This window comes from Mesorhizobium sp. WSM4308 (assembly GCF_002294905.1).
Lineage (GTDB): Bacteria > Pseudomonadota > Alphaproteobacteria > Rhizobiales > Rhizobiaceae > Mesorhizobium.
Map to the genome: position 1 here is coordinate 267,183 of NZ_NSFW01000007.1, position 21,414 is coordinate 288,596.

General features: G+C 59.2%; 15 protein-coding genes and 1 pseudogene. 8 read left to right on the forward strand and 8 right to left on the reverse strand.

Annotated elements, in window-relative coordinates:
• Positions 1–85 precede the first annotated feature (85 nt).
• Genes CK227_RS15490 through CK227_RS15500 form a run of 3 tightly spaced genes read right to left on the reverse strand, consistent with a single transcriptional unit; the run spans position 86 to position 3,815 of the window.
• Positions 86–1,147 carry a GlxA family transcriptional regulator gene (locus CK227_RS15490; protein WP_095774060.1) on the reverse strand — a complete coding sequence of 354 codons (1,062 nt, stop codon included), beginning with the start codon at positions 1,145–1,147 and terminating at the stop codon, positions 86–88.
• The gene (locus CK227_RS15495) at positions 1,147–2,256 is read right to left on the reverse strand and encodes a mandelate racemase/muconate lactonizing enzyme family protein (RefSeq protein ID WP_095774257.1); all 1,110 of its coding nucleotides are present in this window, start codon (positions 2,254–2,256) and stop codon (positions 1,147–1,149) included. The genes CK227_RS15490 and CK227_RS15495 overlap by 1 nt, the downstream gene beginning before the upstream one ends.
• Before the next feature lie 8 nt (positions 2,257–2,264).
• Positions 2,265–3,815 carry a trimethylamine methyltransferase family protein gene (locus tag CK227_RS15500; RefSeq protein WP_095774059.1) on the reverse strand — a complete coding sequence of 517 codons (1,551 nt, stop codon included), beginning with the start codon at positions 3,813–3,815 and terminating at the stop codon, positions 2,265–2,267.
• A gap of 420 nt (positions 3,816–4,235) precedes the next feature.
• Here CK227_RS15500 and CK227_RS15505 point away from each other — a divergent pair, with 420 nt between their 5' ends.
• Together CK227_RS15505 and CK227_RS15510 are read left to right on the forward strand one after the other, a co-directional pair.
• A complete protein-coding gene (locus tag CK227_RS15505; protein WP_095774058.1) occupies positions 4,236–5,147 on the forward strand; it encodes a LysR substrate-binding domain-containing protein in 912 nt (303 codons plus the stop codon).
• A gap of 193 nt (positions 5,148–5,340) precedes the next feature.
• On the forward strand, positions 5,341–6,336 hold the full coding sequence (locus tag CK227_RS15510; RefSeq protein ID WP_095774057.1) for a 2-oxoglutarate and iron-dependent oxygenase domain-containing protein: 996 nt from the start codon (positions 5,341–5,343) through the stop codon (positions 6,334–6,336).
• A gap of 55 nt (positions 6,337–6,391) precedes the next feature.
• Here CK227_RS15510 and CK227_RS15515 read toward each other — a convergent pair whose 3' ends face one another.
• The 3 genes and pseudogenes from CK227_RS15515 to CK227_RS15525 all read right to left on the reverse strand — a co-directional run bounded on the left by CK227_RS15515 (position 6,392) and on the right by CK227_RS15525 (position 10,006).
• Positions 6,392–7,270: a LysR substrate-binding domain-containing protein gene (locus CK227_RS15515; protein ID WP_095774056.1), complete on the reverse strand. Its 879-nt coding sequence runs from the start codon at positions 7,268–7,270 to the stop codon at positions 6,392–6,394.
• Between the two features lie 148 nt (positions 7,271–7,418).
• A pseudogene (locus CK227_RS15520) lies at positions 7,419–8,123 on the reverse strand (GntR family transcriptional regulator).
• Between the two features lie 233 nt (positions 8,124–8,356).
• Positions 8,357–10,006: an ABC transporter substrate-binding protein gene (locus tag CK227_RS15525; protein WP_095774055.1), complete on the reverse strand. Its 1,650-nt coding sequence runs from the start codon at positions 10,004–10,006 to the stop codon at positions 8,357–8,359.
• 656 nt (positions 10,007–10,662) lie between these two features.
• Between CK227_RS15525 and CK227_RS15530 the strand changes: the two genes are divergently transcribed.
• From CK227_RS15530 to CK227_RS15550, 5 genes are all read left to right on the forward strand, one after another.
• Positions 10,663–11,697 carry an ABC transporter permease gene (locus CK227_RS15530; protein ID WP_095774054.1) on the forward strand — a complete coding sequence of 345 codons (1,035 nt, stop codon included), beginning with the start codon at positions 10,663–10,665 and terminating at the stop codon, positions 11,695–11,697.
• A gap of 12 nt (positions 11,698–11,709) precedes the next feature.
• On the forward strand, positions 11,710–12,867 hold the full coding sequence (locus CK227_RS15535; RefSeq protein WP_095774053.1) for an ABC transporter permease: 1,158 nt from the start codon (positions 11,710–11,712) through the stop codon (positions 12,865–12,867).
• Between the two features lie 107 nt (positions 12,868–12,974).
• Positions 12,975–15,167: an ABC transporter ATP-binding protein gene (locus CK227_RS15540; RefSeq protein ID WP_095774052.1), complete on the forward strand. Its 2,193-nt coding sequence runs from the start codon at positions 12,975–12,977 to the stop codon at positions 15,165–15,167.
• Between the two features lie 347 nt (positions 15,168–15,514).
• Entirely contained in the window at positions 15,515–16,753 is a 1,239-nt protein-coding gene (locus CK227_RS15545) for an aromatic ring-hydroxylating dioxygenase subunit alpha (RefSeq protein WP_095774051.1), read from the forward strand.
• Between the two features lie 4 nt (positions 16,754–16,757).
• Positions 16,758–17,825 carry a hybrid-cluster NAD(P)-dependent oxidoreductase gene (locus CK227_RS15550; protein ID WP_095804193.1) on the forward strand — a complete coding sequence of 356 codons (1,068 nt, stop codon included), beginning with the start codon at positions 16,758–16,760 and terminating at the stop codon, positions 17,823–17,825.
• A 123-nt stretch (positions 17,826–17,948) separates the two neighbouring features.
• Here CK227_RS15550 and CK227_RS15555 read toward each other — a convergent pair whose 3' ends face one another.
• Positions 17,949–18,551, reverse strand: coding sequence for a dimethylsulfoniopropionate lyase (locus CK227_RS15555; protein WP_095774049.1), 603 nt, complete (start codon positions 18,549–18,551; stop codon positions 17,949–17,951).
• A 35-nt stretch (positions 18,552–18,586) separates the two neighbouring features.
• Positions 18,587–20,623: an NADH:flavin oxidoreductase gene (locus tag CK227_RS15560; RefSeq protein ID WP_095774048.1), complete on the reverse strand. Its 2,037-nt coding sequence runs from the start codon at positions 20,621–20,623 to the stop codon at positions 18,587–18,589.
• A gap of 148 nt (positions 20,624–20,771) precedes the next feature.
• Here CK227_RS15560 and CK227_RS15565 point away from each other — a divergent pair, with 148 nt between their 5' ends.
• On the forward strand, positions 20,772–21,401 hold the full coding sequence (locus CK227_RS15565; protein WP_095774047.1) for a TetR/AcrR family transcriptional regulator: 630 nt from the start codon (positions 20,772–20,774) through the stop codon (positions 21,399–21,401).
• Positions 21,402–21,414: the final 13 nt, after the last annotated feature.

Consider the following 21,414-nt stretch of genomic DNA (forward strand, 5'->3'; position numbering starts at 1 on the left):
TCCTCAACCTATACTGATCAGGCATCCGCCCAGAGGGACAAAAAAGCTTGCCGGCGAGACGAAGCTTTCGCTGCAGCTGAGCTTTTCAACCTAGCCCCGGCCCGACCCAAACGGGCACCATTGCCCGGCACTCCTGCGGCGAAAAGCCATTGATGATGCGGAAGCATTTGGCAAAATGCGACGCTGACATAAACCCGCAAGCAACGGCGATGTCGATGATGGGCATTCGCGTGCCTTCGATCAGGCGCTTGGCGTGGTCGACCCTGACCCTGAGGTAGTGACGAGCCGGCGGTTGACCTATGTGAGTTGCGAAAAGGCGTTCAAGCTGCCGGCGGGAGATCCCAACCCTATCGGCAACGTCACCCATCGACAGCGGAGTCTCCACATTCTCTTCCATAATGCGCATGGCCATCGCCAGCTTGTCGCTGACTCCCGCAAACGCCAGGCCTGAGGGGCCCGTCTGGCGGTTCGAACCGGAGCGCTGGCCCTCTACCGTCGCATGACGGCAGACTTCCTGGGCGATGTAGGCGCCTGCGTGACCTGCAATAAGGTCCACCGCTAGATCGAACGCCGCCAATTCACCGGCGCAGGTTGAATATTGGCCATCCCTGACGAACAGGGAATCACGAATGCGCGGCTGGTGAAAAACCTCAGAGAAAGCCGCGAGCCGCGACCAATGAATGGTGCAACGGGTATCCGCGAGCAGGCCCGTCTGGGCGAGCAGCCACGTCGCCGTGCCGATTGCCGATATCGATACTCCTCGCCGGACCAGGAGCCGCAGGAATGCATGCAACAGAGGCGTCATCTGCTTCTCGACCGGCTCGCCCGCCACGACGGCGAGCTGGTCAAGCCTGCAACTGTAGGACTCGCCCCCTGTCAATTCCTCGACGGTAATGTCCACGGGTATCGATAGTCCATTGGCGCCCACAACCGCTTGGCCGTCGATCCCCGCAATCCGCCAGCGGAAGAGAGGAAGGCGCGAGACCGAGTTGGCTATGCGAAAGGGCTCGACATAGGCGTGAAGCGCTAGATGGGAGAATCCCGGCAACACGAGCACGGCGATCTCATGCGGCTTCCCCGACACTTGAAACGCAGCGTCAGCGTGGACCGAGTTGCAGGTTTCGGGGATGCGGGCCACAGCGTTCATCAGGAACCATAACTCGCTGCCGGGACGCCAAAGATGCCTGCTTCGGGCTTCACACCGAGGCCAGGTCGCTGCGGCACGGCGATATGGCCATTGTCTATGACCACGGGGTTCTTCTTATCGTAGTGACCTTCAATATATTCCTGGGCGATCCACGCGCCTTCGAAGCGCCGCGGGTCGACCGTTGCGGCGAGATGCACGCAGGCGGCCGCGATCACGTCTCCGCCCCATGCGTCGTCGCAGGTGTGCGGCAGCGACCGGATGGAACACATATCGCGAGCGGTCATCATTCTGGTCAGTCCGCCCAGACGCGTGACTTTGAAGCCAAAACCATCCGCAATACCCGATGAGATGGCCCGCAATACCGCATTCAGGTCTTCGGTGTTCTCGTCCAGATAGATGGGATGGGTACCCCTGCCCCGGACAGATGCAATCTCTTCCATGCTGTTACAGGGCTGCTCGAACACAAACGGGATGTTTTGGCAAAGCCGATCTAGGTGAAGGGCAGACGCCACCGATAGACCTCGATTGCCGTCCACAACTATGCTTGCCTTGAGTCCCACAGCCTCCCAGACCTTGTGCACTGTCGCCGCGTCCTTTTCCAGGTTGCGACCACCAATCTTGACCTGGATACGCGGGTAGCCCACCTTGACCTTGTCGGCGGCGATACGCGCGGTTTCGTCCGGAGAGCCCACGATCGTAGAGTAGTAGGACGGCACGCGGTCTGTCAGCGCTCCGCCCAGCAGCGTCGACACCGGCACGCCGAGACGCTGACCGATGAGATCGAGGAACGCTATGTCGAGCGCCGCCTTGGCGTAGTTGTGCCCATTCAGTCTTTCATCCATCCGCTTGGCCAGATGTCGCGGCGACTGGGTCGACTCTCCAATCAGGCCGGGCGCGATCTCGGCTATCGCCGCCCGAGCCCCTAGCGCGTGATGGGGTTGATAGACTGGGCCGACGGGGCAGGTTTCGCCCCATCCCGTAATGCCGTCATCTGTCACAACCTCGACAAGCGTGCTGTCCAATGAGTGGACGTCGGCGCTCGCCATCTTGTACGCGCCACCCTTGATGGGAAGCTGGGTCGAGTAGACGTTGATCCTGTTGATGCGCATGATGACCCTCAATAGTCATCGTTGAGCGCGTCAACCGCCGGGATTTCGCGCGAGCGTCGATCGATATAGGCGCGCAGTTCTTCATCTTTGGCCTGGTCCAGCTTAGGCTCCTGGTACTCTCCCAGGAGGTGCTTTGCATGGTCGAGCGCCCTTTGCTTTATGTCCTTGGAGCCGTCGACCTTCCACTGCTCGATCGAATTGTTGTCGAAGAGCTTTGGTATGAAAAATGCGCGTTCGAAGTTGGCCTGGGTATGCGCATGTCCAAGATAGTGGCCACCGGGTCCGACGTCACGAATGGCGGCCAAGGCCTCGTCAAAATCATCCCAGTGGATACCTTGGGTCATGCGATAGCCCATGGCACAAACCTCGGCATCGACGACGAACTTCGCGATGGAACAATGCATCCCGGCTTCGTTCCAGCCCGCCGAGTGCCAGATATAGTTGGCGCCGGACATCAGCACCGCCATCATAGTCATGGCGCTTTCGTAGCCGGCCTGCGCATCGAAAATCTTGGCGCCGCCGAGCAGGTTCGATGTGCGCCACGGAACGTTGTAGCGTCGCGCCATCTGGCCGATCATGAAGTTCATCAGCGATATCTCGGGCGTTCCAGCCATCGGGGCGCCGGACTGCATGGAGACCGTCGACAGGTAATGCCCGTAGATGGCGGGGCAGCCTTTGCGGATCACTTGGGTGTAGGCGAGTGCGGACAGCGCCTCAGCATTCAGCTGTGCCACCGCAGCCGCCGTCGACGCAGGCGTGTTCGCGCCGCCCAGCACGAATGGCGAGCACAGCACTGGCTGGTTGCGCCGGCAGAATGCGCGCATGGCGCCAAGCATGACCTGGTCCCACACGAGCGGAGAATTGCCGTTGCAGTTGCCAGTCGTGACCGCATGCGTGTCCATGAAGCCTTTGCCAAAGAGAATCTCGCACATGTCGAGCACGTCCTCGGCATTCTTGGGCGAGGTGGTCATGCCCATGAAGATCTTGTCGGAATGCTTCATCGACGAATAGGTGATGTGCAGATGCCGGTGCGCAACGACGATATCCATCGGCTCGACAATGTGGTGCGCCGATGAATGCAACGCCGGCATCATGTGCGCCAGCTTGTGGAAGGTCCCCAAGTCCGCAATGGTCGGGCCGCGACGCACGTCGTCAAGATCGCGCATGTAAGGCGCGCCGGTCATCGGCACGAAGATCGAATTCGGGCCGCCCAGCTGCACGTTTTTCGCCGGGTTGCGAGCGAAATACTCAATATCGGGCGGGATGGTTTTGATCAGCTCCATCACCAACCCGCGATCCAGATGGACTCGCTCACCGCGAACGTCGGCGCCTACTCTCTTCCAGTCCTCAAGAGCGATTGGGTCGCGGAATACAACGCCGATGTCTTCCAGGATTGCCAAGGACGCCTGGTGAATGCGTTCTACTTGCTCTGCATCCATGGGCTCGACAACAGGTAGCCCGCGCTTGAGCGTCGGCAGCATCTGCACTTTCGGCGCGGTCCGAACAATCCGGCGCGCATCGCGCCCTCCCCTTCGAGAGAGTTGCGCGTCAACGGTCATGCGGGCCTCCAAGAGGTACAACAACGCGGGCCGCAGCCGGACCCCGCGCGACTATTGCTGCAACTCGCCCATTTGACCTACTGCAAAAGTCTCACGCGCGTGTTGACTTATATGCGGCGGTCCGTGGCTTGGCCTCGTCGATCACGATTGATCCGATTGGCATCGTTATGGGAAATGCAGCTCATCATTGAAAGCTGGCCCGAAAATCATTCCCACGTCCCCCTGCAGTACTCTCACCTTTAATGAGTTGCGACGGTCAGCATGTGCCGGGTGAAAATACCTGCAGTCCCGACAGCGCCAGCTTTCGCCTGATGCGATCTGGTGTATGCATGGCAGCAATCACAATGTCGTGCCGATGTCTCGCCTACGCCTTTGCCGAAATCGCTGCGCCGCTCGGTTTTCGAATGTTTGGAGCCCAAAATGGTTCGCCGATATTATGACCTGCCCTCCCTGACAGCTCTCGCCGTGTTCGAAGCTTCCGCCAGGCACTTGTCATTCAAACTGGCGGCGGGAGAGCTGAATGTGACTCCCGGGGCGGTCAGCAGGCAGGTCAAGGCGGTCGAGGACGAACTGGGCGTTCAGTTGTTTGTGAGGCTGGGCTCAGGGGTGATGCTGACGAGCGCCGGCGAGGACCTTTATGGCGTTCTAGCGAGCGGCTTTTCGCGCGCAGCTGAGATTGTCCGCACCGTCAAGCGCGGTGATCGGTCCAAGAACGTCACCCTCGCCTGTTCTGACGCCTTTGCTACAATGTGGCTGATACCGCGCATGCCCGATTTCTGGACTCGCTACGGCGAGATTGCAGTCGATCATCTGATTTCCGACAATCAGCGTGACTATCGAAGGGCCGAGGTGGAGTTGCGCATCCGATACGGGTTCGGTTCCTGGCCTGACGAGAATGCCGAGCTTCTTTTCAGCGAAACCATCTATCCGGTCTGCGGGGTGGAGTTTGCTACAGCGCATCGAGAGGCGACGGCAGCATCCTTGCCGGACCTTCCCTTGCTGCATGTTGACTGGGTTGATCCAAACTGGGCGATTTGGGATGAGGTATTGCGTCGTGCGTCCGTGCCTCATGGTCCGACCCGCGGCCGCCGATTCGGCAAATTCCTTGTAGCCATGCAGGCGGCTCAGGCTGACCAGGGCGTGGCGCTGGGCTGGCATCGGCTCGTGAAGTCACAGATCGAGGACGGTAAACTGGTCAGGCTGACGGAACTCGAGCTTCCTGCGCCAGGGGCCTATTATCTCACCTGGAACGATAACCGCACGCTTTCGCCCGCTGCCGAAATCCTGCGAAGCTGGATACGAGAAATCGCTGCGCAGGAACGAACCACCTAAAGTTCTTCCGCACCGAAGCGCTCCTCGTTTGGATGTCACGGCGATCCTGTCGTCAACGTCGCATAGGCAGCGGTGCTCCGAGGTGACACCAGGTTATTAGAAGTAATCCGAAAGCAATATTATTGCAGTTGAGGAGATCGGACCGAATGGGCCAAGGTCCGCCCGGTCTTCCTCCATCAAACCAAGGTGCTCAATGTCCGTAGATCTCGTTGCCAAACTGGACGACAAGCTGCGTGCGAAGCGCGAAAGCTTCGACAAGATTCCGGTGGTCGACATCGCCCCACTTCTCGATGGCAGCAACAAGCAGGCGGTGGCCAAGCAAATACGTTGGGCGCTGTCGAACACTGGCTTCATGTACGTGAAGAACCATGGGATCCCCCAGGAGTTCGTCGATTCGGTGTTCGATGTGAGCCGCCGGTTTTTTGATTTGCCCATGCCCCAGAAGATGGAGCTGCACGTAAGCAAATCGGATGTCGCACTGCGCGGATACATCGAGCCATTCGGGGAAAACACCGATCCAGGCAAGACGAAAGACCTCAAAGAATGCTTTGATATCGGCCCTGAGCGTTCGACCCTGGAAGGTCCGTTTTTTGGCTCCAACCAGTGGCCCTCAACCCTGCCCGAGTTTTCCGAGCTGACATACGCATACCATCAAAAAATGATCATCCTCGCGAAAACCCTGTTGAAGGGCATCGCGCTCAGTCTGGACTTGCAGGAAGATCATTTCGAGAAACTGATGCAAAACCCGATCAGTATCCAGCGCCTTCTCCACTACCCTTCGCAAGGGGGCTACGTCGGGGAAAACATCATCGGTATCGGTGCGCACACGGATTATGGCAATCTGACCATTCTGGCGCAGGACGACGTGGGCGGTCTGCAGGTCATGAATCGCGACGGCGACTGGGTAGAGGGCACACCCATCCACGGCACCTTCGTCATCAACATTGGCGATCTGATCCAGCGGCTCACCAATGATCTCTATCTGGCGAATATGCACCGCGTGATCAACACCACTGGGCGGGAGCGGTATTCGATCCCCTTCTTTATCGATGCTGATTTCGATGCAATCATCGAACCGCTGGCGTCCTGCGTCACGAATAGCAACCCGCGTCGCTATAAACCGGTGACCTGTGGCGAGCACAAATTCGGGCGTTTCGCAGCAAGCTATGCCCACTTAGCCAAGGCATAGCGAGCGCGGTGGTGTCATGCCGCCAAAAGAAGTCCGCGAGCAAGAGAGCAGCCACTCAAGAGCTCTTGGTGAGCCAGCTCGCAAAAAGCCGCGCTTTCGAACCTGCCCTGGGCTGGATTTTCAGATAAAACGCCATGGGTGATGGAATATTTTCGGGCACAAGGGTGACCAGCCGTCCTTGTTCAATCAGGCTTTTGACCAATTCATCCCACCCCAATACCGCCCCGATATCATCCTGAGCGGCTTGGAGGGCAATCATGTAGTTGTTCACGGAAAACCTGCGGCCCTTTGGCATGGTGTGGCCAAGCGCTTGAAACCAGTCCGGCCAGTTCGTCCAGTCGGTTTCCTCGTTATCCATATGAATCAAAGGTGCGTTGAGCAGATCCTCAACTCGGCCGATGCCGTGCTCGGCGGCGAACCTTGGAGTTCCGAGCGCGACAATGCGATCTTGAAAAAGTTTGTGGCACTCTTCGAGATTCTCCTTCGGATCTCCGTACTGAATACTTAGATCGCAGCGGACGGATTTTGTGGGAACGTCGCTGACGATCTGCGAGACAGCGACGGTAGGATGGCTTTTCCAGAAGGCTGAGATCTTCGGTGTCAGCCATAGCGAACTGACGGCCGTCGTTGTCCGGATGGTCACGTCAGCGGTTTCCGGGCGATCGCGCATGTGCGTTACGGCGTCGGAAATCGTCTCAAGCCCGCGCTGCACGGCAACGAACAAGAACGCCCCCTTCTCAGTCAATTCGACACCGCGGCTCATGCGCAGGAACAGGTTGCATCCCAAATCACCCTCAAGCGCCTTGATCTGGTGGCTGATCGCCGCCGGCGTCACGTTCAATTCCTGGGCTGCGTTTTTGAAACTCGCATTTCGGGCGGCCGCCTCGAAGCAGATGAGAGCGGTCACCGAGGAGAGATCGTACGGTCTTGGCATCACAGCTCTTCGGACCCGTTTTCCGTATCATGCGAGGGCGGAGCGCAAGAGCTTATCTGAACCAAATCGGGATGAGAACAAATGCTATTGCATTGATAGCGCCCGTTCCAATGGTGCGTGTTGGCTGGAGTGTAGATACCTTCGAACTTCAAGACGATTTCTCCATCGATCCGGCAGGCGTTTCGACAAGCGCATCTGCCTTCATTCCTTGCGGGGCGATGAGCATTTCCATGTTCTCGCGCGACAACTCCCAGTGTTCGAATACAAGGTCGACGACCGTGTCCTCGTCGTGCGAGCCGATTGCAGCGATGAAGCCATCATCGTGGTCGCAGGCGAGCCGCAGTCACCGGCGCATGTCATCTGTACGCGGCCGGAAGAAGGTGTGGCCGATCCGGGCGTGGTCGATCAGAGGTCGGCCAAGGCTCGGCTGCAGGTAGGCGTTGCCCGACATCTCGCCGATGATCTCGCGGAAGCGATTCCAGCCCCATGGAGAGCACGTCGCCGGTGACGCTTGCCGTGCGGAACCGTTCCTGTGTGTCCTTGAGGTCGGCAAGCTGCTTCGGCTTGAAGTTCTGGACCGCAAGGCGGCCGATCGCGGCATAGATCATCGGCGCGACCAGGAAGAAGTGCCTGAGCGTCTGATGGTTCATGGGGATGACGCGCGCGCCGCGGTTGGCACGGATATCGATATAGCCTTCACCTCGAGCCGACGAAAAATCTCGCGAACCGGTGTTCGGGAGAGGCCGTAGCGTGCGCTCAAGCTCGCCTCGTCCAGGTCCGGATCAGGATCGAGGTCCATCGTCAGAATCTGACGCTTCAGATTGTCGTAAAGACCGTTCTTTCCGCTCTTCACCGAGGCCTCCTGCTGCCTGACTGGGGCCGAGTCCCGCTGAAGAGGTTACCTGGGAGTCGCCGAAGGGTAGTTAGGAAGCATTCGTTCCTCGCCTACTGTTCGCGGGGCGGCGAGAGCTGGTATATCCAGCTTGAGGGCTGTCGTGGGCAGAGTGCAACTGGCTCCACTCTCGGCCCGCCGGCACCTGTTTTCTGCAACAGGTGTCGGCGGTCATTGCCAGCTTGGGAGCTAACTCATGCGTCCAGCCACACGTTCTGGAGATCCATCTCAAAGGTTTGATGGATGCTGTAGTTCTTCACCTTCTTGTTCGTGTGGCTGTAGAGCTTCTGCCAGAATGGCTGAATGATGACGCCCGAATCCTGCAGGATCTGCTCGACGTCCTTCATCACCTCGCGGCGCTTCTCCACGTCGACGAGCGAGAGAGCTTGCTTGAGCTTGGCGTCGAAATCCGGATTCGAGTACGCCGATTCATTCCAGGCTTCGCCAGTGCGATAGCCGAGCGCCAGCACCTGAACGCCGAGCGGGCGCATGTACCAGATCGTCATCGAATAGGGATATTTCGTCCAGTCGTTCCAGAAGGTCGAACCCGGCAGCACCGTGCGCTTCACCTTGATTCCGGCATCGCGCAACTGACCGGCGATCGCGTCGCCGGTGTTCTTTTGCCAATCGTCCTCGACGGTAATCAGTTCATGCTCGAAGTCTGCCTGTCCGGCGTCGGCCATCAGCTTCTTGGCGCCGGCGGCGTCGCGTGTCTTCTTTGGCAGGGGATAATATTCCGGGTGGATCGGGGCGACGTGGTGGTTCTCGCCGACGGTGCCTCGCCCGGCATAGCCGAGTTCGAGCACGGCATTGTTGTCGACGGCCATTTGCAGGGCGTTTCGGACCCGTTGGTCGTCATAAGGCTTGTGGGTGATGTTGGTGCGGGCAACCAGCGTGGTCGCCGTCGCCACCTCTGTTTTCACCAGATCCATCTTGTCGAGTATGTCGATGAAGTCGGCCGGTGTCTCGAAATTGAGATCGATCTCGCCAGAGTCGAATGCATTGATCGAGGCGTTGAAATCGGTGCCGTAGTCGATGAACTCGACGCCGTCGAGCGGCGCTTCACCGCCCCACCATTTGCCATTCTCACGGCGCTTGACGACCGCCTTCTGGCCGACATCGTATGAGACCAGTTCAAACGGTCCCGTGCCGATCGGCTTCTTGATCGGATCGGCACCGTCGGCATCGAAGTTGCGATGGACCACCAGGGCCGGATAGTCGGTCAAGTTCGGGATCAGCGAGATGTCGGGTTCGCCGAGCTTCAGCTTGACCGTGAGGTCATCGACCTTGGTGATAGCGCCATCCCTGGCTTTGCCGGTCTTTGCATCGATCAGCGCGCCGACGCGTGCGGCCATGGAATTGCCGGCGACATTCTTCTCGCACCATCGCGTCAGATTTTGAACGACGTCATCGGCGTTGAAAGCATCGCCGTTGTTCCAGGTGATACCCTTGCGCAGATGCAGCACATATTCGGTGGCGTCGTCGTTGATATCCCAGCTTTCGAGCAAGACCGGCTCGAATGTGAATTGTCTGGTGTAGCGGACCAGCGGCTCCAGCCAGCAGCGCGAAATGTTCGCCAGTTCCACCCAATCGTAAGTGCGCGGATCCTTCTGCCCCTTCACCGACATCGAGACGCGCAGCGTTCCGCCTTTCTTCGGCTCTTCGGCCAGGGCCCGATCCGGCACCGCAAGGCCGATCATGCCATAGGCAAACGCCGTCGATGCGCCGAAGGCGCTTGCCAGCGCCAGGAACTCGCGCCGGTCCATGCGACCTGCACGTGCCTCTTGCGCCATCGCCTCGATAGCGCTCGGCACGCGATCGCCACTGCTTCGAAAAAAGCTCATTTTTCAATCCCCCAGTTTGACGTTCTCAATTCCTCTCGTAGTGTCCTCGACACACGGAGAAGAAAGAAGCCGGCGCGTGAGCCGCTCAGTGCCGGACTATTGCTGAATGTGCGGCGATTGCCCTACTGCAAAAAACTCACGCTCGCGTTGACTAAAAGACACTCGGCTCCTGACAACATATCAATCTTGGTGCGGTTCGGATTGTCCGTCGCGCTTGCACGTCCGCCCACCTCGAGAAATTTGCGGTTTAGCAGTCAGGCGGACATTCGGAAAGACTATTGAAGCGAGCGAATGTGCGGCTCTATCGTGGCTATTGCTGGCTATGATGCCGAGGGGCTGACTTGTGAGAAGTTTCCGTCCCGAGGTGCATGAATTTCCCTCAGTCGGACTGGCAAGCGATCCAACGGCGATCCTGCAAGTGGGAGGCAAAAGTTTGCTCGAAAAAAAGTCAATCGGCAGGTTACTTTTTTGCGATGCCTACTATCGCAGTTCCATGTTAGCGAACTTCTGCTTGGTCCGGGCGAGAAGAACGATCCTTTGAGCAAGCGAGTTACCCGATGATCGCATCCGAAGGTCTTCTTGACAGCTAGCCTTGCCGTTGTTGCGGAGGCGGTTTCCAGCAGGCTTCAACCCCAACCCGTCGGCAGGGGGCCGCCATGCTTTCCTTCGTTATCAGGCGTCTTGGCACCATGGCATTGACGATGCTGTGCCTGACGATGATCGTCTTCTTCCTGATCAATCTCGAACCGAATTTGAAGAAGCTGGCGATCAGCCAGACCGAGATGCATACCTCCGCCGAGCAGCTCGAAAGCTGGCTGGTCAACCATGGCTACCGGCAGAACTTCTTCGTACGCTACGGCCAGTGGCTGGGCGTCGTGCCGAAGCAGCCGGTGACCGATCCGGCGACGGGCAAGCCGACGCAGCGTTTTTCCTTCTGCAATGACCCGCTGGAGCCGAAATTCTCCGGCGTCCTGGAAGGCGATTTCGGCTGTTCGACCAAGTTCAAGACCAACGTTGCGTCGAAGCTCTTTCCGGCACTCAGCGCCACCGGCATCCTGATGCTCAGCGTGCTGGCGGTGATGGTGCCAATTTCGCTGCTGATCGGCATTTTGGCCGGCATGCGCGAGGGCTCGCGAACCGACCGCACGCTGTCGGTAGCCTCGATCGCCTCGACGGCGACGCCCGAATATGTGTCGGGCGTCATCTTCACCGTCATCTTCGCCTCATGGCTCGGCTGGCTGAACGGCTCGGCGGCCTCGGCCAGCCAGGGCATCACCTTCTACAATTTCACGCTGCCGGTGATGACGCTGGCGATCTACGGCATCGGCTACATCGCCCGCATGACGCGCGCTTCAATGGTCGAGGTGATGACGCAGCAATATATCCGCACCGCCCGGCTGAAGGGGCTCTCCTTCGGCAGCGTGGTGGTCAAACATGCGCTGCGCAACGCGCTGATCGCGCCGTTCACCGTCATCATGCTGCAGTTTCCCTGGCTGCTCACCGGCGTCGTCATCGTCGAGGTGATGTTCCGCTACCAGGGCTTCGGCTACACGCTGGTCGAGGCGGCCGGCAACAACGATATCGACCTTTTGCTCGGCTGCTCGCTGGTCTCGGTGTTCATCGTCTTGATCACGCAGCTCATTTCCGATGTCGGCTACGCGTTTCTCAATCCGCGTATCAGAGTTCAGTAGGGGGCGAAGCGGATGCCGGTTCAATATATCAGTGGCTTCACCGTCGTTCTCGAAGTGCTGTCGCGCTTCTGGCCGGTCTGGATCGCCCTCCTCATCGTCATGGGTGCGAGCTTCGCCTACAAGAAGAAGCTGGCGCTCTACGGCCAGCTGTTCGACAGCGGTGTCGGCATTGTCGGCGTCGGCATCTGCCTGTTCTGGCTGTTCACGGCGATCTTCGCCGCGACCATCTCGCCCTTCGATCCGCTGGCCCAGGTCCCCATCATGAAGGACGTGCTGCCGGGCGCCGTCGAGCCGCAATCGGGGCTGACCTATCTGTTCGGCGGCGACAAGCTGGCGCGCGACGTGTTTTCGCGCATGGTCTATGGCAGCCAGATCGTGCTGATCATCGCGCCTGCCGCAACCGGCTTCGCGCTGATGGTCGGCATCACGCTCGGCCTGCCCGCGGGTTATTACGGGGGCAAGATCGACACCGTGCTGTCGTTCCTGGCCAATTTGGTGCTCGCCTTCCCGGTGATCCTGCTGTTCTACCTGCTGGTGACGCCGGGCATCATGGACACCCCGATCCCCTATGGCATGGCCGGTGTGTTCTTCCTTTTCCCCATCATCTTCTTCAGCGTGCTGTTCTGGACGCGCTACAAGAACCGGCCCGACCGGCTCTACATATTGCTCGGGCTGACGCTGGTCATCGGCGGTTGGGTCTATGCCGGCCTGGTCTTCGATGCCGATCCGTTCAGGGTCATCCACATCGACCCCAACCAGCTCAACATCTTCGTGGCGGTGGTGTTCGCCTCCAGCCCCGGCGTGTTCCGCATCGTGCGCGGCCTGGTGATGGACATCAAGACACGCGACTATGTGGCGGCGGCGCAGACGCGCGGTGAATCGCCCTGGTACATCATGCTGTGGGAGATCCTGCCCAATGCGCGCGGCCCGCTGATCGTCGATGCCTGCCTGCGCATCGGCTACACCACGATCCTGCTCGGCACGCTGGGGTACTTCGGCCTCGGCTTGGCGCCGGAGAGCCCGGACTGGGGCACCGCGATCAAGGACGCCAGCCGCCTGCTGCGCTCCTTCATCCACCCGGCGTTGCCGCCGACGATCGCGCTGATGTCGTTCGTGCTGGGGCTGAACCTGCTCGCCGACTCGCTGCGCGAACAATCGATGAAAGACTGATCTGCGGGTTTCGGCCCGCAGAGCATGAAGAGTATGATCCCTGGAAATGCCACCCGGTTTTCGGACAAGATCATGCTCAGACAAGAAATTAAGGATTGGAGCGACCCATGAATGAGGCAGTTCGAAATCCCCCAAAGCCGACCAATGGGCCGATCATCGAGATCGAGAACCTGTCGATCTCCTTCTTCACCCGCAAGGGCGAGATCCCTGCCGTCATGGACTTTTCCTGCACGGTGATGCCGGGCGAGGCGATGGGCATCGTCGGCGAATCCGGCTGCGGCAAGTCGACCGTGTCGCTCGGCATCATGCGCGACCTCTCCAACATCGGAAAGATCGTCGGCGGCAAGATCAAGTTCCAGGGCAAGGACATGGGCGAGCTGTCCGACGAGGAACTGCGCGCCATCCGCGGCAACAAGATCGCCATGATCTACCAGGAGCCGATGGCGAGCCTCAATCCGGCGATGAAGGTCGGCCAGCAATTGATGGAAGTGCCGCTGATCCACGACAAGGTGTCGAAGGAAGAGGCCTACACCCGCGCACTCGACATGGTGCGGGCGGTGAAGCTGCCCGATCCCGAACGCATGATGCGCTCCTATCCGCACCAGCTCTCCGGCGGCCAGCAGCAGCGCATCGTCATCGCCATGGCGCTGCTGTCGAAGCCGGCACTGCTTCTGCTCGACGAGCCGACGACGGCGCTCGATGTGACGGTGGAGGCCGGCATCGTCGATCTGGTCAAGGGACTGGGCGAGAAGTTCGGCACGTCGATGATCTTCGTGTCGCACAATCTCGGCCTGATCCTGGAAACCTGCGATCGGATCACGGTGATGTATTCGGGCGAAGCGGTCGAGACCGGCAAGATCAAGGACGTGTTCGACCGGATGCGTCATCCCTATACGCAAGGGCTGTTCCGCTCGATCCCGCTGCCGGGCGCCGACAAGAATTCGCGACCGCTGATCTCGATCCCCGGCCAGCTGCCGCTACCGCACGAGCGGCCGAAGGGCTGCAATTTCGGCCCGCGCTGCCACCATTTCGTCGAGGGCGTCTGCAACGCCGCCGAAATTCCGATGATCGCGGTCGACGGCCATGACGGGCATTTCTCGCGCTGCGTGCGCTTCAACGAAATCGACTGGGAGGCGCTGCCGCCCGGCGCCAAGAAGGTCAACGAGCGGGTGGTGCCCGGTGCGCCGGTGCTCCAGATCGAAGACCTCCGGAAGTACTACAAGGTCGGCGGCAGCGAAGTGTTCGGCTCGAGCGAGGGCCGCGTCGTCAAGGCCAACGAGACGATCTCGTTCATGGCGCGCGAATCCGAGACCGTCGCCATCGTCGGCGAATCCGGCTGCGGAAAATCGACCCTGGCCAAGGTGCTGCTCGGCCTCGAAACGGCAAGCTCTGGCCGCGTGAAGCTCGGCAACAAGGAGATCCAGTCGACCGGGATCGAGAAGCGCAGCGTCGACACGGTGTCGTCGATCCAGATGGTGTTTCAAAATCCGTTCGACACGCTCAATCCTAGCCATTCGGTCGGTTCGCAGATCATCCGTACGCTGGAAAAGTTCAATGTCGGCAACACGGTGGCCGACCGCCGCAAGCGGATGCTGGAGTTGCTCGACCTGGTGAAGCTGCCAAGGGCGTTCGAGACGCGCAAGCCGCGCCAGCTTTCAGGTGGCCAGAAACAGCGCATCGGCGTGGCGCGTGCCTTTGCCGGCGACGCCAAGGTGGTGGTGGCCGACGAGCCGGTCTCGGCGCTGGATGTGTCGGTCCAGGCGGCGGTGACCGAGCTCTTGATGGACATACAGCGCAAGAACAAGACGACGATGCTGTTCATCAGCCACGATCTGTCGGTGGTGCGCTACATCGCCGACCGCGTCGTCGTCATGTATCTCGGCTATATCGTCGAGCAAGGCACGACCGACCAGATCTTTTCGCCGCCCTATCACCCCTACACCGAGGCGCTGCTGTCGGCGATTCCGATTGCCGATACCAGCGTGGTGAAAAGGCACATCGTGCTCGAAGGCGACATTCCGTCGGCGATGAACCCGCCCTCTGGCTGCCCGTTCCAGACGCGCTGCGGCTACAAGAAACTGGTGCCGGACAATCTTTGCGAAACCAAGGTGCCGCCAGTCAAGCATCTCGGCAACGGCCATATGAGCCTGTGCTGGCTGTCCGACGACGTGCTGGCGAAAATGGAGCCGGTGATCAAGTTCGACAAGGAACACGCCGCGCATGAGGGCGTGCCGGAAGACGCAACGCGCGGCTCAGGCGCGACAATTCACAAGTCCAAGGGACCCGAGAAACCGAACTGACGGTCAATATCGGCTCACGGAAGCTCGCAGTCGACTTGGTTCCATTCGCGATAGCGGCCTTGATCTGGCGGCTGAAAACCGTGGACACCACGTTCAGGTCCTCAACGGCATTTTGTAAACCCGCATTTCAGGCGCCACCTCAAAGCAGATGAGCGGTTGCCAGGAAGGTGACCATATGGTCTTGGCATCACGCGGCTTTTCGGAGATGCTTTCCGTTTTATGTGAGCGCCTGCGGCACGCAAGAAGTTAGCTGAAGTAAATCGTGATGAAAATAAATGCCGTTGCGTAAAAGATTTTGAGATAAGAAAATTTCAACTCAAAATGCACGCCATCTATGGAATTTTCGCATGAACGCCTCGTCACCGTCGATCCAAGAATTGTTAGCGCGCCGCGTCTCGGGCTATGCCCTTGAGCAGCCCTTTTACACATCGCCGGAGATTTTCCAACTCGATCTCGAGCACATCTTCTACCAGGAATGGCTCTACGCAGCCCCGGCGTGCCAGCTTGCGAAAGCTGGCAGCTACGTGGCGATGCGTGTAGGTGCCTATGAGGTGGTCATCGTGCGCGCCCGCGATGGTGAAATCCGCGCCTTCCACAATTCCTGCCGCCATCGCGGGTCGATGATTTGCAAGGCCCGCGAAGGCCAGGTGGCCAAACTCGTCTGCCCCTATCACCAGTGGACCTATGAGCTTGACGGCAAGCTCATCTGGGCAAATGACATGGGGCCCGACTTCGACATGTCCAAACACGGGCTGAAGCCGGTCCATCTGCGCAATCTAGCCGGCATGATCTACGTCTGTCTGTCCGAAACGCCCCCCGACTTCGAACCGTTTGCCGACCTGGCTCTTCCCTACCTTGAGGTCCATGACCTCAACAATGCGAAGGTCGCGCATACGTCCACCATCATCGAGAAGGCCAACTGGAAGCTAGTGTGGGAGAACAACCGCGAATGCTACCACTGTAGCAGCAACCACCCGTCGCTGTGCCGCTCCTTCTCGCTCGACCCGGAAGTGGCGGGCGTGTCTGCAGACGGATCGATCTCGGCGACCCTTCAGGCGCATTTTGACCGTTGCGAAGCCTCAGGCGCGCCAGCGCAGTTTCGCCTTGGCGGCAGCGGGCAATTTCGCCTGGCGCGGATGCCGCTGCAGCAAAAGGCCGTGAGCTACACGCTCGACGGCAAGGCTGCCGTTCATAAGAATCTTGGTCGGGTGGCTCTGCCCGAAGCAGGCTCGCTGTTGATGTTCCATTATCCAACGACCTGGAACCACTTCCTGCCGGATCACTCCTTGACCTTCCGAGTAACGCCAATCAGCGCCACGGAAACCGAGGTCACCACCACCTGGCTGGTGAACAAGGATGCCGTCGAAGGGCTCGACTACGACCTCAAGCGCCTGACCGAGGTCTGGATTTCTACCAATAATGAAGACCGTGAGATCATCGAGACCAACCAGCGAGGGATCTGCTCACCTGCCTATGTTCCCGGGCCATATTCGCCGGTTCAGGAAAGCGGTGTGACCCAATTCGTCGATTGGTACGCGAACTGGCTTGGGCGCTCTCAGGCCCCGATGCGATTGGCCGCGGAGTGAACCAATGAACGTGATGGCAAAACCCAGGCTGGTTTTCTGGACCGACGCCGAAGAACTCGAATGTGCCTCCTTTCTTCCGGAGGCGCCGAACGTCCTGACCTTTTGTTTCCGGTCGCCGTCCGGATCGCTGTTCAATTTTGATCCAGGGCAATTCCTGACTTTCGAACTGCCCACTCCCGGCGGTCCGATCTACCGGACCTACACGATATCCTCATCTCCGTCGCGGCCGACCTCGCTGACCATCACCGTAAAGGCGCAGGCTGACTCTGTCGGAACGCAGTGGATGTTTGACAGCCTCCGTCCGGGAATGCGCCTGCGGGCAATCGGTCCGGCGGGCACCTTCTCGGTGGCGCATCAGCCAGCGGAAAAGTATCTTTTCATCTCAGCCGGCTCGGGCATCACACCGATGATGTCCATGACTACACATCTGTATGATTCCGGAGTTGATCCGGACATCGTCTTTGTCCACTGCGCGCGCCGCCCTTCTGAGATCATCTTCCGCGAACGGCTGGAGCATATGGCCTCGCGCGTAACTGGCATCGACCTGAAATGGGTGGTTGAACAGACCGATCCATACAGGCCGTGGACGGGTTACAGAGGCATGTTCAACCAACTTATGCTCGGACTCATGGCGCAGGATTATCTTGATCGCGAGGTGTTCTGCTGCGGGCCCGAGCCCTTCATGCAAGCGGTGCGCGAGGCCCTGGCCGGTCTCGGTTTCGACATGGCGCATTACCATCAGGAAAGCTTCCGCGCGCCTCTTCCTGAGGCCGAAAAAATCCCGGATGACTTCGTTCCCACCGAGAAGAACGAGGCCGAGATCGAATTTGCCCTATCCGGCGTCTCGGCGAAATGCGTCGAGACAGATACGATCCTGGCTGCGGCACGGGTTGCCGGTCTGGTGATCCGATCGGGTTGCAGCATGGGAATATGCGGGACATGCAAGGTTCGCAAAATCGACGGCGATGTGCACATGGTCCACAATGGCGGCATCACCGAGGAAGAAATTGCCGACGGCTATATCCTTGCTTGCTGTTCCAATCCGGTTGGCCGGGTGAAGGTCGAGATATAGCAACCAATTCGCGATCTTTGACCAAGGGGTTTCTTCGAAATCGGCAGCACCTTGACCGGCAGCTGTCAACCGAAGTCGATGGATGAAGCGAATTGATGGATCAAGCGCTTCGCCCGGGCAAGCTCAGTGATGCGTCTGATCCACCAACAGTGCCCAGAAAGCGAACAGCGGCGCATCCAGCGATTTCATCGCGTGTTTGATGCCTGGCGGATTGTAGAATGAACCGCCGATGCCCGGCGAAAACCAATCGTTGTCGGCCTGCTTGAACTCGCCGTGTGAAAGCACGAGGTAGGTTTCCTCCGGGGGATGATCGTGGTCGGGATATCGGACGTGAGGAGCCATCAAAGTGACGCCGAGCCACAGATCGCTTCTGTCCTCGATGCCGCCTGGGCCAAGGATCATCGCGTTGGCATGACCGTCGGGGAAATTGCTGCTGGCAGACGGGTCGGGGTTCGATTTTAGCCGCCATTCGAGCAGCGGCTCGATCGCCCTAAAACGTTCGACCAAGTTGCGAAGCGCGGACGGGATCGCTTCTTCCGCCAACGCCGAGTCAAGATAAGAACAAACCGGCAAACGGCTCCCGGCCTTGGTTCTTTCCAGCCCGGGAACTTCAGATTGGGCGAAGAGCTGGATGATCGATCTGCGCGATCGCAGGTCGTGGGAGAACTGGTCGAAGGCCACGAACGCGGTGTCTACAAAATATTGCAGGGCCTCACTTCTGTTCATCTCGCAGCCTTGTTGTTGGCGTCCGTTGTCAGACGTCAGATATCTTTCGCCAGTCGCAGTGCGTCGTAGATCGCGGCGTGGGTGTTGCGGGCCGAAACTGCGTCGCCGATACGAAAGAGCTGGAATTGGCCCTGCCGATTCCGCACCACCGACTGTGGTTGTCCGGCGATGAGCTCATCTTGCGAAATCTCGCCGTGATTGGTCGATTTCGGTTTCAGTTCGAAATAGATGTCGTCGAGCGGAATGGTGCCGTGATTGACGACAACCTGATCCACGACGCGCTGCTTGGATATACCGCCGTAGTCGCTGCCGACGTTTGCAATGAGCTGGTTGCCGTTCTTCTCAACGGACTCAAGCCGATAGGTGACCGTGAAGGTGACATCAAGTTTTTGAAGAGACCGCATGTAGGGCACAAGGTTCATCGCCATGACCTCGGGGGAGAAGGACCGGTCCGGTGTCATGATCTCGACCTTCGCTCCTGCGCCGGCGAGGAACTCCGCAGCCTGGAGTGCCGCGTGGTCACCGGCGTCGTCGAAGATGAGGACATTGCTTCCGGGCTTTACGTCTCCGGAGATGATGTCCCATGAAGACACCACCAACTCGTTACCCTTCGACAGGACGTCGGTGTGCGCCACCCCGCCCGTCGCAATGATGACGACATCAGGATTTTCCGCCTCGATGGTTTCTGCTTCCGCCCAGCTATTGAACTTGATGGTCACTCCATATTTTTCGCACTGGGCCATGCGCCAATCGATGATGCTCATCATTTCCTTGCGGCGCGGGCTCAGCGCTGTCAGGCGGATCTGCCCGCCAGGGTCGCTAGCGGCCTCGAAGACCACGACCTCGTGTCCCCGCTCGCCCGCGACGCGGGCGGCCTCGAGGCCGGCCGGACCAGCGCCGACGATGACAATTTTCTTGCAGATCTCTGCCTTGGGGACGATGTGCGGCATGGTCAATTCGCGGCCGGTCGCGGCGTTGTGAATGCAGTATGCCGCCCCGCCCTGATAGATGCGGTCAAGGCAATAGTTGGCACCCACGCAGGGCCTGATTTCGTCTTCGCGCTTTTCGATGATCTTGCGCACGATATGTGGGTCGGTCATGTGAGCGCGCGTCATGCCGATCATGTCGACCTTACCTGACGCAATCGCGTGGCGCGCTGTCGCCACATCCGGTATTTTCGCTGCATGGAAGGTTGGAAAGTTGGTTGCCGCACGAATCTCGCCGGCAAAATCAAGATGCGGCGCGTTCGCCATTCCCTGAATCGGAATGACGTCCGTCAGGCCCGCATCGGTGTCGATGTGGCCGCGGATCACATTGAGGTAATCGATAAGTCCGCTTTCCTTGAGGCGCTTGGAGATTTCAATGCCCTCCGACCTGCCGGTGCCGCCGGGGAGACATTCATCCGCAGTGTAGCGCACGCCCAGGATGAAATCCTCGCCGACCCGTGACCGGATCGCCTTCAACACGTCCATGCAGAAGCGCATGCGATTATCGAGGGAACCGCCATAAGGGCCGTCAAGGTCGTTCGTGAGAGGAGACGTGAACTGTTCGAGCAGGTGGCCGTAAGCCTCCAGCTCCACGCCATCCATCCCGCCCGCCTTCATCCGCTCGGCGGCGTCCGCGAAGTCTTTGATGATGCGCTCGATATCCCAGTCTTCAATTTTCTTGGGAAACGCGCGGTGGGAGGCTTCACGATGATGGGACGGTGCCACGACGGGAAGCCAGTCACCTTTGTCCCAGCGTGTACGCCGTCCAAGATGGGTTAGCTGGATCATGATGGCGGCGCCCTCTTCGTGCACCGCATCGGTCATTTGCCGGATCCACGGCACGATCTCGTCCTTGTACGCGAGCAGGTTGTTGAAAACCGGGGGGCTGTCCTTCGAGACCGCCGCGGAGCCGGCTGTCATCGTCATCGCCACACCGCCCTTTGCCCTTTCCACCGTGTAGGCAAGATAGCGCTCCTTAGGCATCCCGTCCTCCGGATAAGCCGGCTCATGGGAGGTCACGATGATGCGATTGCGCAGGGTCAAATGCTTGAGTTTGTATGGCTGCAGAAGGGGATCGCTCGACATCTGACGAACTCCGGGCTGGGATGGCAAGTGCGAACGCTACCCGAAAATGTACATGCATGTCAAGTTTAGCTTCTGAGACGTCGAAAGAGTCGACATAGGTGTACATTTTGCTGGTTTTCAGTTTGACCTTTTGTTAGGCTGGCCGCTCATGGAGCAGATTTCGAACGATAGCGGATGGCGTGGATCGCCGGAGGGATGGCTCGAAGCCGCCTACGACTTGCTTCTGGAATCCGGCGTCGACACGGTGAGAATTTCGCCACTTGCCAAGAAGCTGGGCCTGTCGCGCACCAGCTTCTATTGGTTCTTCAAGGATAGAGAAGAACTGTTGGCTGCCCTCGTAGCGCGTTGGCGCGACAAGAACACCGGCAGCCTCGTCAAGCAGGCCGAGGCCTATGCCGAGACGGTTGCGGAAGCGATGCTAAACGTTTTCGACTGCTGGCTCGACAAGTCCTTGTTCGATGCCCAGTTCGAGTTCGCCGTCAGAAGCTGGGCAATTCAATCCCCTGACATTCTGGCGGAGGTACAAAAAGCCGACCAAACGCGTCTCGACGCCATGAGCCAGATGTTCGTCCGCTTCGGTTACAAGGAAAGTTTGGCCGATGTTCGAGCGCGCACCGTCTACCTGGTGCAGATCGGCTACATCTCAATGCAGACCCGGGAAGATCTCACGGCCCGCATGAAGCGCATTCCCGGGTATGTGGAAATTTTTACAGGCGAGGCCCCGCAGCAGCGTGAGCTGGATCGGTTCTTCGCCAGACATGACTATTTGGCGGACTGAGGAAGAGTTGCGA

Excerpts from the sequence above, each read along its gene's own strand:
- CK227_RS15490 (WP_095774060.1), bottom strand. The coding sequence starts at position 1,147 with ATGAACGCTGTGGCCCGCATCCCCGAAACCTGCAACTCGGTCCACGCT.
- CK227_RS15495 (WP_095774257.1), bottom strand. The coding sequence starts at position 2,256 with ATGCGCATCAACAGGATCAACGTCTACTCGACCCAGCTTCCCATCAAG.
- CK227_RS15500 (WP_095774059.1), bottom strand. The coding sequence starts at position 3,815 with ATGACCGTTGACGCGCAACTCTCTCGAAGGGGAGGGCGCGATGCGCGC.
- CK227_RS15505 (WP_095774058.1), top strand. The coding sequence starts at position 4,236 with ATGGTTCGCCGATATTATGACCTGCCCTCCCTGACAGCTCTCGCCGTG.
- CK227_RS15510 (WP_095774057.1), top strand. The coding sequence starts at position 5,341 with ATGTCCGTAGATCTCGTTGCCAAACTGGACGACAAGCTGCGTGCGAAG.
- CK227_RS15515 (WP_095774056.1), bottom strand. The coding sequence starts at position 7,270 with ATGCCAAGACCGTACGATCTCTCCTCGGTGACCGCTCTCATCTGCTTC.
- CK227_RS15525 (WP_095774055.1), bottom strand. The coding sequence starts at position 10,006 with ATGAGCTTTTTTCGAAGCAGTGGCGATCGCGTGCCGAGCGCTATCGAG.
- CK227_RS15530 (WP_095774054.1), top strand. The coding sequence starts at position 10,663 with ATGCTTTCCTTCGTTATCAGGCGTCTTGGCACCATGGCATTGACGATG.
- CK227_RS15535 (WP_095774053.1), top strand. The coding sequence starts at position 11,710 with ATGCCGGTTCAATATATCAGTGGCTTCACCGTCGTTCTCGAAGTGCTG.
- CK227_RS15540 (WP_095774052.1), top strand. The coding sequence starts at position 12,975 with ATGAATGAGGCAGTTCGAAATCCCCCAAAGCCGACCAATGGGCCGATC.
- CK227_RS15545 (WP_095774051.1), top strand. The coding sequence starts at position 15,515 with ATGAACGCCTCGTCACCGTCGATCCAAGAATTGTTAGCGCGCCGCGTC.
- CK227_RS15550 (WP_095804193.1), top strand. The coding sequence starts at position 16,758 with ATGAACGTGATGGCAAAACCCAGGCTGGTTTTCTGGACCGACGCCGAA.
- CK227_RS15555 (WP_095774049.1), bottom strand. The coding sequence starts at position 18,551 with ATGAACAGAAGTGAGGCCCTGCAATATTTTGTAGACACCGCGTTCGTG.
- CK227_RS15560 (WP_095774048.1), bottom strand. The coding sequence starts at position 20,623 with ATGTCGAGCGATCCCCTTCTGCAGCCATACAAACTCAAGCATTTGACC.
- CK227_RS15565 (WP_095774047.1), top strand. The coding sequence starts at position 20,772 with ATGGAGCAGATTTCGAACGATAGCGGATGGCGTGGATCGCCGGAGGGA.